Below are 12,464 nucleotides of genomic sequence, written 5' to 3' on the forward strand. Positions count from 1 at the left end.
GATGTGTATCAACTTACGATCAAAGATTCTCACACCGGGTGCCGGTATGTGATTTGGCGCTAATATACGCTGTCTGTAGGTAGAGCGCTGTCGAAACAGAAAAAGGAATATTGGATGACAACTCTGCATTACACGTCAGGCGGATCAGGCACGGAAATTACTCAAGCCGGATTCAACCTGGCTGACGTTTCATCCGTTGACCAACTCAATGCGCTGCCGGACGGGATGAAAGGTTTGGTCTATCTGAACGAAACCGACGGAGTAACCCAATCGTTTATCGACAAGGTCACGCCCTTCATCGGCAATCCGAAGCTGTTCGGATTCTTCCTTGTCGACGAGCCGGATCCCACCGGCCAATGGGGCACTTACGCCTCCGCTGCGAATCTGAAGGCAGAATCCGACTGGATTCATTCCAATGTGCCGGACGGCAAGACCTACATCACGATGATGAGCTTGGGGACGTCGGCGAATCCAGATTTTTCGGGCACGTACAATCCCGCCAACACCGGTATCGATTACTACGGCGTGGATGTCTATCCTGTCCGCACGGATGGCGCGGTCGACTACAACATGATCGACAAATTCGTCGCCGCCGCTCAGGCGTCGGGCATCCCGACGAGCAAGATCGTTCCAGGCTACCAGACGTTTGGAGGCGGCGACTATAACACCGACATGGGTGGCAAATATGTCGTGCCCACCGCCGCCCAGATGGAAACCATGATGGACCACTGGGCCAAGCTGGTTCCGTCACCCGCCTTCGACTACGCATACGCCTGGGGTTCGCAGCGCGGCGACACCGCGCTTGAAAGCTCCCCGGAACTGCAGGCCGTTTTCCGGCAACACAATCTCAGCACTGCCGGGACTGCTCCTTCCGACGCTGCGGCCACTGATCCCATTTCCACGGCGACGGTCCCTTCCGAGGCCACCACCGGCGGCAACACCTCGACTGCCACCGCCCCGGCCGAGGCCACCACTGGCGGCAGCACCTCGACTGCGACCGCCCCTACCGAGGCCACCACCGGCGGCAGCACCTCGACCGCCACCGCTCCTTCCGAAGCCACCTCCAGCAGCAGCACCTCGACTGCCACCGCCCCTACCGAGGCCACCACTGGCGGCAGCACCTCGACTGCCACCGCCCCTACCGAGGCCACCTCCAGCGCCAGCACCTCGACTGCCACCGCCCCTTCCGGAGCCACCTCCAGCGCCAGCACCTCGACTGCCACCGCCCCTTCTGAAACCACCTCCAGCGGCAGCACCTCGACCGCAACCGCCCCTTCCGAAGCCACCACCAGCGATGGCAATCATAACAAGACCGCGCTGTCGCACCTCCTCGCCAGCGACGGCAGTTCGACTGTCACCGCCGCCTCCGGCGCTACCACCAGCGATGGCAGCCATGGCAAGAGCGCGTTTTCGCACCTCCTCGCCGGCAATGGTAGTTCGACTGTCACCGCCGCCTCCGGCGATACCACCAGCGATGGCAGCCATGGCAAGGGCGCGTTTTCGCACCTCCTCGCCGGCAATGGTAGTTCGACTGATACCGCCGCCTCTGGCGCTATCACCAGCGATGGCAGCCACAGCAAGACCGCGCTTTCGCAACTCCTCGCCAGCGACGGCAGTTCGACTGTCACCGCCGCCTCCGGCGCTACCACCAGCGATGGCAGCCATGGCAAGACCGCGCTTTCGCAACTCCTTGCTGGCAATAGCAGTTCGACTGCTACCGCCACCACCACCGGCGATGGCAGTCATGGTAAGACCGCGCTATCGCACCTCTTCGCCACCGACGGCAGTTCGACTGACACCACCCACGACAATGCTGGCGACAAGGTAAGCGAGGGCAGCAGCGTTGACCGCATACTGGCCTCGTTGAGCCATTCTCTTTCGGCCGGCTCGGAGCTTCTCCCGACCAACGATCCGTCCGACAAGACGGCAACCAGCCACATCCGCCACGGGTTCGCGCAAACCGTCCAGCCCGATGAAAATGTCGGCGCCCAGGCAAAAAACGGCGCCGCCGCCGAGATCATGTCCGCACACGGAGGCAACGATGCCTTCGACTTTAGCAAGCTTCAGGACAAGTTCCACCCCGATCAAGCCGCTCTTACCGAGCTTAAGTCGGGCGGGCTTTCATTGCATACTTCCCCTGCTGGTACGGCCACCGATGATGGTTCCCACCACATCATCTTTGACAGCTCGACCGGGTCGCTCTCTCTCGACAGCGACGCAGTCGGCGGCGCAGCTCAAGCGCAGCTCGCCACCCATCTCCCGTTGCAGCATCACTCTTTGATCTGAAAACCAGAGCGGCGGACCTTCAACTCGAGCGTGTCCGCCGCTCCGTCCTTGTTCAATTGCGCCACGGAAGCTTGATCAAGGAAGATGCGATATCGGCTGACATCCGACAGATCGAAGTTGGCCGGCATATCGCCAATGCGAATTTCGGCGCCGCCACACCCTAAGCGGTCTCGGCAACTTTCAGCACGGCGTCGATCTCGGCCATCACCGCCGCCGGCAGCGGCCCTTTTTCCAGCGCCCCGAGATTGTCCGCGACCTGCTCGGGCCGCGTGAAGCCGGGAACCGGCAGGGCGATTGCCGATTTGGCAAGTATCCAGCCGAGCGCGCCCTGCGCAAGCGTGCGACCGCCCGAGGCGAGCAGGTCGCGGATTGCCGAGAGCCTTGACAGATAGTGCGGGTTGGCGGTGCCATCCCTGAAAAACACCATCCATTCGGCATTCCCGCCGCGCACATCGTTGGTGGGCAGCCGCATGGCCGGCGTGTATTTGCCGGTGAGCAGCCCCATTGCCAGGGGCAGCCGGCTGAACGAGACGAGGTTCTCGCGCGCCGCAACGGCCATCAGCTCGTTTGCCGGGGTAAACACATTGAAGTCGTTCTCTACGGCGACGAACCCCTCGCGCGGCGCCTAGGCGGCAAGCCGTTCGCGGTGATCGGTGCTCCAGCCGAAGCCGCCGATCTTGCCCTCCTGGCGCAACAGGCCGAGCGTATCGAACACCTCGCCGGCGCGCTCGATCGGATACTCGTTGATATGTAGCAGCACTACGTCGACACAATCGCGCTGCAGGCGCTGCCGCGAATTGTCGATCGATGTCCGGATCGCCGCGGCAGAGGCATCCTCGGGTGCGATCTTGCGCGTTTGGGGATCACCGAAATAGCCGACCTTGGTGACGATGATGGCTTCGTCCTTATTCTTCAACGCCCGCCCGAGGATCAGTTCGGCATTGCCGGCGCCATAGGCGGCAGCCGTATCGAACACCCGCGCGCCGATCTCATAGGCCATCGCCAGAGCGGCTTGCGACCTGACGTCGTCGACCTCGCCATAGACTGTCGCCGTGTCACGCCAGCGCGCGGGGCCACCCGCCGCCCAGGTGCCGATGCCGATGCGCGGTACCGAGCGGCCATCCCAAAGCTCCATCATCTGCATGCCCGCCTCCTCAACGACGCAAGCTGGCGTGGCGGGCACGTTCGCGGATCTCTTCGCGAGAAATGCCGGCATCCGCCAGTGTGCTGTCCCGGGCCTGCCTCAAGCTCGCAAGCGTCTGGCGATAGGCAATCCAGCGGGCGAAACGGTATCGAAGTTCATCCAACATGATCGTCTCCTTTGGCCCGCAGAATGCCCACCTGGGTTGGTCGAAAGCGCAAAACATCTGCGCCAATCGCATGCGCGATCGAAAGGGCTGCGCTCGCTTCTTGGCCAGCGGAGGCGCTTGTGTCCCTGTCCCGCTAGGCAGGATTGTCCAACGCCTCCAACGCCTGCATACTTGCGCGTGATGCCCGCTTCGCGCTACAGCCACCGTCGCAACGAGTTTTTCATTTCTGCAAAATGGATATCGGCTGGGACGATCTGAGGTTGTTTCTCGACGTTGCGCGGCTGGGTGGCTTGAGCGCAGCGACGGGAACCACGCGCCTCAGCGCAGCCACGCTTGGACGACGCGTCACCGCGCTCGAAAAGCAGATCGGCGAACCTCTGTTCGTGCGTCAGCAGACCGGCTACCGGCTGACCCCGGTCGGCGAGGAACTGCTGCGGCGCGCCGAAGACGTCGAGGCGGCAATGCAGTCGCTGACCCGCTGGCGCGAGGGAAACCTGCCCGACCGCATTGTCCGCGTCTCGGCCGGGCCATGGACCTCGGCCTTCGTTTCCGCCCATATCGGCGAGATCTGGACGGTCGATGACGGCATAAGGGTGGAACTCGTGACCACCACCGACCGGGTCGATATCGGCCGCCGCGCCGCCGACGTCGGCATCCGCAGCGAGCGCCCGACCGAGCAATGGCTTGCCGGCCGTCAGAGCGGCAAGGTCGCCCACGCCATTTATTCCGGACGCCACCTGATCAACGGCATCGCCGCCGGTTTGTTCGTCGGCGTCACCGGCGAAGGCGCCAACATTGCCTCGGCGCGCTGGCTGCAAGCCCATCACGGCGACCGCATCGCCGTACGCGGCAACAACACCCATTCGGTGCGCGAACTGGTGGCCGCCGGCGCCGGGCTTTCGGTCTTTCCGTGCTTCGTCGGTGACAGCGATCCGCGGCTGGTTCGCGTCGCTCAGCCTATCCCCGAACTCGAAACCGACCAATGGATCGTCACCCATCACGAGGAACGTCACTCCCCGCCGGTACGGAAAGTCGCCGACCGGATCGCCGCCTTGATGCGGGCGCACCAGCCGCTGTTTGGCGGCGAGACGCCGATTCGGTAAGCCTGAAGGTGACGTAAGAGCTCTCGGCTGCGGTGCATCGGGGGCTGGTCACATATGCTGAAGTCCTGCGCTGGAGCCAGGCAAACACGTCTCCGGACCATAAGGCGCATTCCTCTGGACAAAGCACTTCATGGCCAGGCATCGAGGTTTAGCCAAGGCATGGCGCGACAGGAAAGATGCGGTATCACTCTGAACGCGGCGGCATCGCTCGAGCCGGCTCATAGCCGTATGCTTCGCCCTTGCGCACCACGCGGCCGATGCCCGGCCAGCCAAGGTGCGCGCCGCCGATCCACGTCCCTGCCTCGGCCGCGTCACTGAGAACCTTTAGGCGGGTTGTGCGCGCGGTCAGCTGATCGTCGTCATAGCCCCAACTGAACGCGGGATTGCCGAACTGCAAGGCCGGCACATGAACGACGTCCCCGAAGAATAGGAAACGGTCCTCGTCCGTGTCGAACCCGTAGCCGGTATGACCGGCAGCATGACCGGGCAAGGCGACCGCCCTCAATCGGTCACCCACCTTGTCGCCATTCTGGACAGGCTTCAGCAGGGGCCGGAACTGCGCAAGGTCCGCGTAAGCGAAAAAGCTCTGCACAGCCGCCTCGGGAATAATAATCGCCTTCAAGTTTGGAAAGAGCACTCGGCCGTCGGGGGTCAAAAGTCCGTGCACATGATCCTGATGGGCGTGGGTGAGCGCCAAGACCGTGATCGAAGCCGGGGCGATCTTGGCTTCCGCCATGGCCTGCTCAAGACGCCCCACTGTTGGGGCCCAGCCCCCTCCTCCGCTGTCGACCAGAACGCCCTCAACGCCTGGACCTGCGAGCGCGAAGCAATTGACAGACAGGCGAAGCGCCCCTGCCAGCGCAGCTTGCGGCACCGGATTATCCTGCGGGTCCCGCAGAAGGTCCGCCGGCATCTCGATGTAACCGTCCGAGAGCGACCAGACGCGCCACCTTCCCGACGTGCTGCCGAGCACGTTGTTGGTTTGCGATGTAACGATCATCAGGCCACCTGCTGCAAGCAAAAATGGAGGATAGGTTCGATTGTCACTATTTGGCTCTCTGCATACTCTGCGCAAAAGCGTGGGGAAATCGATGAAGATCAATGCGGAAAGCACCCGATCTCGATAGGCTATCGGAAGATGATCGTTGACGGATCTGCTAGCTTCGCGACGATGCCAGCTCTTATTGCATGCCCATGTAGATTCCCCCCTTCGTAAGCTCGTCAATCATCTGATTTATGCGCTTTCAGCGTGTTTCCGGGTGACGGGCGCGCGCGATCCAATGCAAGTAATCGTTGCGCTGATAGGGAGGCCGTTGCTTGAAAGCATGCATCAGATTTGCGGCCTCGAGCTCTGCAGGCAAACTGTCGGGCATTTTAGCCAACGGACGTTTCAGCAACTCACGTCTCCGCCATTCGAATCCCGATGCTGGAATAGATCACAAGTCAGCCGTCGCGCCTGCGAGACCGCAGCCGGCCTGGCGATAGCCCTTTCAATCGGGTCACGACGCGATTCATATGGGCCTGGTGAGTGAAACCCGCGTGCTGAGCAATCTCGGCCAGCGGCAGATCGCTATTTTCCAAAAGCTCGACCGCGCGATCAACGCGGCGGCGTAAAATGAATTGATGTACCGGCAGTTGCGTCGCCTCTCGAAAGGCGGCGGTGAAGGCGCGTCGTGGCATTCCCGCGATTCCGGCAAGATGGTCGATCGACACCCCCTTTTCCAGATCGCCGTCAATCGTAGCGAGGACCCGGTCGAACCGCTGCGAGGTTAGGACCGGAGATTTCTGCCGCCGCTGACGTGCATGCCCGAGACGGAGCAGGTTCGCGAAAACCAGGCCCAGCGTCCATTCGCGGATGACGGGGTTGGCTGGCGGGTCGCCTTCGAGGCGTCGGCACAACTCGGCCACCAGCGAATCGCGTACCGGTCGATCGGTCAGGATCACCAGATCCTCGAGCGTCCCGGCTGCGGATACCAGGAGCCTTGACGCCAGCGCGGAGTCAACGGTGATCATCGTCAGCTCGCGCGGCTCCTCGATCTTGAACCGCGTGGCACGCTCGGGAAGGCTGAGCAGCAGGTCGCCGGGGCGGGTGAAGACGCGCCGCAGGCCGCGGCCAAGATCGATCTCTGCATAGGATGAACCGCTGCGAATCACACGCAGCTGAACGACTCCGGCCGGCGCATGGCGATAGTCGCCGGCAGGAAAGAACAATCTCTTTGCACTTGCGGCGGTCACCATCGTTGTACCGGGCGTCCGGACGCAAGTTCCTCCAGGACTTCGATGATCGATCGCCGCATCCTCGATCCTTGACGCCTACACTTTTGCCCGTTTGACCGGTCCACCAGGGGCATCATTTGCCAAGGCAGTCAGTTCACCAATCCGGGGCACAAAGATGTTGTGCAGTGTCTGGGTCATAATGGTCATTTCACGCTGAATTTGCAGTTCCTGTGCGGCGGGAAACAGTGTGCCCTGCAAGAAGAGTTCCAGGCCTGCCTTGTCGTCCCATATCTCGATGATGCGATAGCCATCGTCGGTCGCATGCGAGATGTGCTGGTAGATGCCACCAGCGGGCCGTTTCTCCACGCCGACCCGATCGAGGATGCGGCTATAATCTTCCGCCGTCAGGCCGGCAATATCAAGTGTCGTCACCACGGCCATGGTTCATCCTCGCTGCTGATTGTGGTTGTTTGAAATGAAGTTCTTGGACGACCCCGGATCCTACTGGGCCGATGTCGTTTGGCATCGCCGTCCTGACGGCGAGTTTGACTCCCGAACTTCACCGACAGGAGCGATCTTTGGTCCTCCGCCACCGAGCGCCTCGATGACAAGACGGGCGGTCGCCGCTCCGGAGAAGTTCTGCTGGCCGGTGATCAAATTGCCGTCGCGCACGGCAAAATCGCGCCACAGCCCGGCCTGAACATAGTTCGCGCCGAGCGCACGCATCTCATCCTCGATCCGCCATAGCATCAGATGCTTACCGTGCGGCAGCGCGCCCATTTCCCAGACGGCATTGTCGGCGAAATCTTCCTCGACATTGGCGAACCCCGTAACAGTGCGCCCTTTGGCCAGCAGCTCGCCGGTTGAGAGGCGCGCGTAGCGCAGCAGCGCGACGCCATGACACAAGGCGGCCGCAACCTTGCCGGCCGCGAAAAAGGCGACGAACAGCCGCTGCAACTCAGTTGCGCCTTCGAAGGTGAACATCGGCGCCTGGCCGCCAGCGACGACGATCGCGTCGAACGCGTCGACCGACAGCTCCGCGATGGACCGGGTCGTCTCCACCAGCGTCACCAGTTTCGGCGTCGACAGGAAACCGAGCGAGATCAGATCCGTATCCGAATAGCCGGACGGATCACCCGGGTCGCTCAAGGCATCCGCCTCGCATTTGCCGCCCTCAGGCGAGAAGATCGCGACTTCGTATCCGCGCTCCGTGAAGGCGAGCCAGGGATGAGTTAACTCGCTCCACCAAAATCCGACCGGCCAGCCTGTGGTGGTTGACACAGCCGGGTTTGAAAGGACCATCGCGACCCGCTTGGGACGCAGCGGGTCGAGCGGGTTGGGATCGCGGACCGACATGCGTGATATCAGGCCGGAATGGGAGCGTTGGGGCGCAAAAACGCGTCCTCGACCAGCGGCGGCAGCTCCTCCAACCTAGGCGCGAAGATGTTGTAGAGCGGTTCGATCGTCACCTTCATCTCTCGATTTAAGCCGATCGCCGCCGCCGCCGGCGCCAACCGCGCCTGCATGAATGCCTCGAATCCCTCGCGATGATCCCACACCTCGATGACGCGATAGCCGCCCTCAATCGGTGCAGTCAAATGCAGATAGATCCCCGGTTCGGGTCGGAGCTCTACGCCCATTTCATCGAGGATTGCGCGGTACTCCTTCGGTGTGATTCCGAGGACGTCGATCGTAGTGATATAAGCCATGACTGGTCCTTATTCTTGGCGATGGCAGGCACTTGGTCAAACGAGATTTGCCCAAATCGTCTTGTATTGGGTGTAGCTTTCCCACGCCTCGCGGCCCTGCTCGCGGCCATAGCCGCTCATCTTGAAGCCTCCGAACGGCGCATTGGGATGGTACTTGTGCCAGCAGTTCAGCCAGACCGTGCCTGCCTTGATCCGGTCGGCAAGCCGTAAGGCACGGCCGAGATCGCCCGTCTGGATGCCCGAGGCGAGCCCGTAACTCGTATCGTTGGCGATCCGGATCGCGTCCTCCTCGTTGTCGAATGGAATCACCGGCAGGACGGGGCCGAAAATCTCTTCGCGCGATATCCTTAGGTCGTTGGTCGCATCGGCGAAGATGGTCGGCTCGATGAAGAGGCCCTTGCCGTTGACATGGCGGGTGCCGCCGCCCGCGGTCAGTCGTGCGGTGCGCTTGCCTTCTTCGACATAGCTCAAGACCTTGTCATACTCGCCGCGCGACGCGATCGGCCCGATCATCGTCGCAGGGTCCAGCGGATCGCCGAGCGTCGCCGACTTCGCCATGGCGCTCAGCTTCTCGACGACCTCGTCATAGCAGGCGCGTTCGACCAGCAGGCGCGATCCGGCGACGCAGACTTCGCCCTTGTTCCAGAAGATGCCCCAGAAGGCTGCCTGTATCGCGGCATCGATATCGGCATCGGCGAAAACGATATTGGGACTCTTGCCGCCGAGCTCCATGGTCAGGTGTTTCATCGTCCCGGCACCGTTGCGCATGATGCCCTGGCCGACGGCGGTCGACCCGGTAAAGGCGATCTTGTCGACGCGGGCATCGTTGACCAGCGAGTCGCCTATGGTGCCGCCAGGGCCGGTGACGAGATTGTAGACGCCCGGCGGCACGCCCGCGTCGAGGATGACTTGCGCCAAGGCGAGGGCCGTCAGGGGCGTGTCGGTCGCAGGCTTGTGAACGACCGTGTTACCCGCCGCGAGTGCCGGCGCGATCTTCGAACAGGACAGCGCGAGGGGAAAATTGAACGGGGTGATCGCAGCGACCACGCCGAGCGGCTCGCGTCGCGTCAGGATCCTGATATTTGGTTCGTAGCTTGTACGATAGGCGCCGTCCATCGCGCTCATGGCGAGCCCGCCATGAAAGCGGAACAGTCCTGAGCAGTGCGGCATGATGATATCGCGGAAATCGCGATAGGGCATACCCATGTCCATCGCCTCGCGCACCGCGAAATCCGCGGCCCGCTCGTCCATCAGATCGGCGATGCGAAACAGGATCTTGGCGCGCTCCTCATGATGCATCCGCGCCCAGGGTCCTTGCTCGAAAGCCCGCTGCGCGGCCGCGACGGCATCGCTCGTGTCGGTGACGTCCGCCTTCGCAATATCGGTGATCGCCGCCTCCGTGGTCGGATCAAAAGTCGTCGAAGTCTCGCCACTGACGGCATCGCGCCATTGACCATCGATCAGCAGACGTCCTACTGGAATCGCCGTGCGCCGCGCGGGTAGATAATCAGTCATGAACCGGTTCCGTGCTGTCGAATGAGATTGAAGGAAATTGTCGGCCCCATCCCGCGCCGATAGGCGAGCTGGACCAATAGCAGCATCATCGGCTCGATCAGGCGCGAGGCCGTGAGATCGCCGACATCGACCGGCATTGTCGGAAGATCGGCGAGAAGCCGGCAAACCGCCGCCTTGGCATCAGCGTCATTGCCGGCGACATAGCTCGTCACCGGATCGCCGTTGAGACGCGGATCATCCCTCTCAAGCAATTCGGCAAAGGTCGGAATGCACTTGACGACAAGCGCGCCCCGCGCGCGCCTCTGAACCTCCTCGCCTACAGACGTCGTAGTGCCTAGCAGCATCGTGGAAAGGTCAGGCGCGACTGCATTGGTATTATCCCAGACTATCTTGCTCGACAAATCGCCAAGCGCGTCCATCACCAACTCGAGAGCCGGCCATGGCGTCGCCAGGGCAATTACGTCGGCCCATCTCGCTACTTCGTCAGGGGCACCGAAGCCAACACGGAGGGTTGCCGCGATTGCGCGCAACTTGCCTTCGTCACGACTGAAGCTGAGGCGAATTTCGTGCCCGGCGAGGCCAAGACGTTTCGCCAAGGCCTTCCCGAGCGAGCCTGGTCCGATGATCGCAACTTTCACAACTGCCTCCCGACACGCGATCGGGCTTGCCTAGCATCATTGCAGTCGCGCTTATTTCACGAATTGCCCTTGCACGATCGGGCGCACTCGGCACATGGGTCGGCGCCAATTGGCATCCGGATCCGCCGCGCGCTCACGCCCTCCCCGAACGTGTCCCTACTGGGCGTGTATGTGGGGCACCATAGAGGATGGTGCCATCAGCGGAGGTCCCCAGGGCACAAGGCTCACATTGGTGACGCTAGATTTTCTTAGCCTAATCCGTCGGCGTTGCGATGACTTTTGTGGCATCAGCATAACGCGATTGCCTGCAAATCCGGGGAAAGGCCGCCTCAGGACGGCTTTCCGGACTGGCACGCCCCTTGCTTCGTCATTCACGTGCAGAGCGTCTAGGGTTCCGGCCGTGTCGATCACGGTGCTGGTCCAAGAGACGCGACCGCTTGAGATGCATTGAGGCATCCGGCGGAACACGGCGGGCCAAAATCCCGGGAGAACCCTGCACGGGTTTGCTGGCGCGAACCTCTCCCGGATGCGCGCTCCGTGAACCCCCCAAACAGACGTTCGGACGCAATCCGGATCGCAAACAGGGGTATGCAATGCTTCGCAAACTGGCCGCAATCATCCTAGCCGCTTCACTCAGCCTTCCCTCCATATCGGCCGCGGAAGCGGCGCCCAAGAAAGACTTCAAGATTTGCTGGTCGATCTATGTCGGATGGATGCCGTGGGGCTATCTTTCCGACAGCGGCATCATGAAGAAGTGGGCCGACAAATACGGCATCAATGTCGAGATCACCCGTATCAACGACTATGTCGAGAGCATCAACCAGTACACCGCCGGCGGCTTTGACGGCTGTTCGATGACCAACATGGATGCGCTTTCGATCCCGGCCGGCGGCGGTGTCGATACGACGGCCTTGATCGTCGGCGACTTCTCCAACGGCAACGACGCGGTCATCCTCAAGGACAAGGCCGCGCTCAAAGACATTGCCGGTCAGAAGGTCAATCTCGTCGAGCTCTCCGTCTCGCATTATCTGCTGGCGCGCGCACTGGAGACGGTGGGGTTGGCCGAAAAGGACATTACGGTGGTGAACACCTCCGATGCCGACATGGTCGCTGCCTACGGCACCAGCGATGTCACCTCCGTCGTCACCTGGAATCCGCTGGTCTCGGAAATCGCCGCCATGCCGGGCGCCCACAAGGTATTCGATTCGACTGAGATTCCCGGCGAGATCATCGACATGATGGTCGTCAACACCGCGACGCTGAAGGACAATCCGGCTTTGGGCAAGGCGCTTGTCGGTGCATGGTATGAAGCCATGGCGCTGATGACGTCGGGGACGCCCGAAGGCAAGGCGGCGAAGGAAGAGATGGCCAAGGCGTCGGGGACGGATCTTGCCGGTTTCGACGCTCAGCTTGCATCAACGGCGATGTTCTTCGAGCCTGCCAAGGCGGTCGCATTCACCAACGGCGCCGAACTGCCGAAGACCATGGATCTGGTGCGTAACTTCCTGTTTAGCCACGGCATTCTTGGTACCAACGCGCCGAGCGTCGACGTGATCGGCATGAGCTTCCCCGATGGCTCGACGCTGGGTGACGTCAACAACGTCAAACTGCGCTTCGATCCGGCCTTTATGGCAGAGGCGGCGGGCGGAACGCTCTGACACGGGAGCGCGACATGCTAGCCAGAGG

At 62.0% G+C, this 12,464-nt stretch carries 13 protein-coding genes, 1 pseudogene and 1 riboswitch; of the genes and pseudogenes, 3 read left to right on the forward strand and 11 right to left on the reverse strand.

The features are described from left to right. Window positions 1-114 precede the first annotated feature (114 nt). The gene (locus NKH21_RS15715; protein WP_352866011.1) at window positions 115-2,286 is read left to right on the forward strand and encodes a calcium-binding protein; all 2,172 of its coding nucleotides are present in this window, start codon (window positions 115-117) and stop codon (window positions 2,284-2,286) included. Here NKH21_RS15715 and NKH21_RS15720 read toward each other — a convergent pair. The 3 genes and pseudogenes from NKH21_RS15720 to NKH21_RS15730 form a co-directional block, all read right to left on the reverse strand. Then, the gene (locus NKH21_RS15720) at window positions 2,271-2,414 is read right to left on the reverse strand and encodes a hypothetical protein (protein ID WP_352866014.1); all 144 of its coding nucleotides are present in this window, start codon (window positions 2,412-2,414) and stop codon (window positions 2,271-2,273) included. The genes NKH21_RS15715 and NKH21_RS15720 overlap by 16 nt on opposite strands. Before the next feature lie 32 nt (window positions 2,415-2,446). Beyond that, window positions 2,447-3,502: pseudogene (locus NKH21_RS15725) on the reverse strand (aldo/keto reductase). Further along, window positions 3,441-3,596 carry a YjiS-like domain-containing protein gene (locus NKH21_RS15730; protein WP_156937304.1) on the reverse strand — a complete coding sequence of 52 codons (156 nt, stop codon included), beginning with the start codon at window positions 3,594-3,596 and terminating at the stop codon, window positions 3,441-3,443. Before NKH21_RS15730 ends, NKH21_RS15725 begins: the two are co-directional and overlap by 62 nt. Window positions 3,597-3,829: 233 nt before the next feature. On the opposite strand from NKH21_RS15730, the gene NKH21_RS15735 reads away from it, so the two are divergent. Beyond that, on the forward strand, window positions 3,830-4,699 hold the full coding sequence (locus NKH21_RS15735) for a LysR family transcriptional regulator (RefSeq protein WP_352866017.1): 870 nt from the start codon (window positions 3,830-3,832) through the stop codon (window positions 4,697-4,699). 184 nt (window positions 4,700-4,883) lie between these two features. On the opposite strand, the gene NKH21_RS15740 is transcribed toward NKH21_RS15735, so the two are convergent. From NKH21_RS15740 to NKH21_RS15775, 8 genes are all read right to left on the reverse strand, one after another. Continuing rightward, window positions 4,884-5,699, reverse strand: coding sequence for an MBL fold metallo-hydrolase (locus tag NKH21_RS15740; protein ID WP_352866020.1), 816 nt, complete (start codon window positions 5,697-5,699; stop codon window positions 4,884-4,886). A gap of 244 nt (window positions 5,700-5,943) precedes the next feature. Further along, complete coding sequence (locus tag NKH21_RS15745; RefSeq protein ID WP_352866118.1) at window positions 5,944-6,072, reverse strand: YdeI/OmpD-associated family protein; 129 nt, start codon at window positions 6,070-6,072, stop codon at window positions 5,944-5,946. Window positions 6,073-6,142: 70 nt separating this feature from the next. Continuing rightward, complete coding sequence (locus NKH21_RS15750; RefSeq protein WP_352662086.1) at window positions 6,143-6,937, reverse strand: helix-turn-helix domain-containing protein; 795 nt, start codon at window positions 6,935-6,937, stop codon at window positions 6,143-6,145. A gap of 75 nt (window positions 6,938-7,012) precedes the next feature. After that, window positions 7,013-7,357, reverse strand: a complete 345-nt coding sequence (locus NKH21_RS15755; RefSeq protein WP_352662089.1) for a hypothetical protein — start codon at window positions 7,355-7,357, stop codon at window positions 7,013-7,015. A 60-nt stretch (window positions 7,358-7,417) separates the two neighbouring features. Then, window positions 7,418-8,272: a type 1 glutamine amidotransferase domain-containing protein gene (locus NKH21_RS15760; protein ID WP_352866022.1), complete on the reverse strand. Its 855-nt coding sequence runs from the start codon at window positions 8,270-8,272 to the stop codon at window positions 7,418-7,420. 8 nt (window positions 8,273-8,280) lie between these two features. Then, window positions 8,281-8,625: an antibiotic biosynthesis monooxygenase family protein gene (locus NKH21_RS15765; RefSeq protein WP_352662095.1), complete on the reverse strand. Its 345-nt coding sequence runs from the start codon at window positions 8,623-8,625 to the stop codon at window positions 8,281-8,283. A gap of 36 nt (window positions 8,626-8,661) precedes the next feature. After that, on the reverse strand, window positions 8,662-10,140 hold the full coding sequence (locus tag NKH21_RS15770; protein ID WP_352866024.1) for an aldehyde dehydrogenase family protein: 1,479 nt from the start codon (window positions 10,138-10,140) through the stop codon (window positions 8,662-8,664). Continuing rightward, on the reverse strand, window positions 10,137-10,778 hold the full coding sequence (locus NKH21_RS15775; RefSeq protein WP_352866026.1) for an NADPH-dependent F420 reductase: 642 nt from the start codon (window positions 10,776-10,778) through the stop codon (window positions 10,137-10,139). Before NKH21_RS15775 ends, NKH21_RS15770 begins: the two co-directional genes overlap by 4 nt. Before the next feature lie 375 nt (window positions 10,779-11,153). After that, window positions 11,154-11,269, forward strand: a riboswitch (guanidine-I (ykkC/yxkD leader). Between the two features lie 102 nt (window positions 11,270-11,371). On the opposite strand from NKH21_RS15775, the gene NKH21_RS15780 reads away from it, so the two are divergent. Continuing rightward, complete coding sequence (locus NKH21_RS15780) at window positions 11,372-12,436, forward strand: putative urea ABC transporter substrate-binding protein (RefSeq protein WP_352866028.1); 1,065 nt, start codon at window positions 11,372-11,374, stop codon at window positions 12,434-12,436. The last annotated feature ends 28 nt before the right edge of the window (window positions 12,437-12,464 follow it).

Source organism: Mesorhizobium sp. M1329 (assembly GCF_040318035.1).
Classification (GTDB): domain Bacteria; phylum Pseudomonadota; class Alphaproteobacteria; order Rhizobiales; family Rhizobiaceae; genus Mesorhizobium.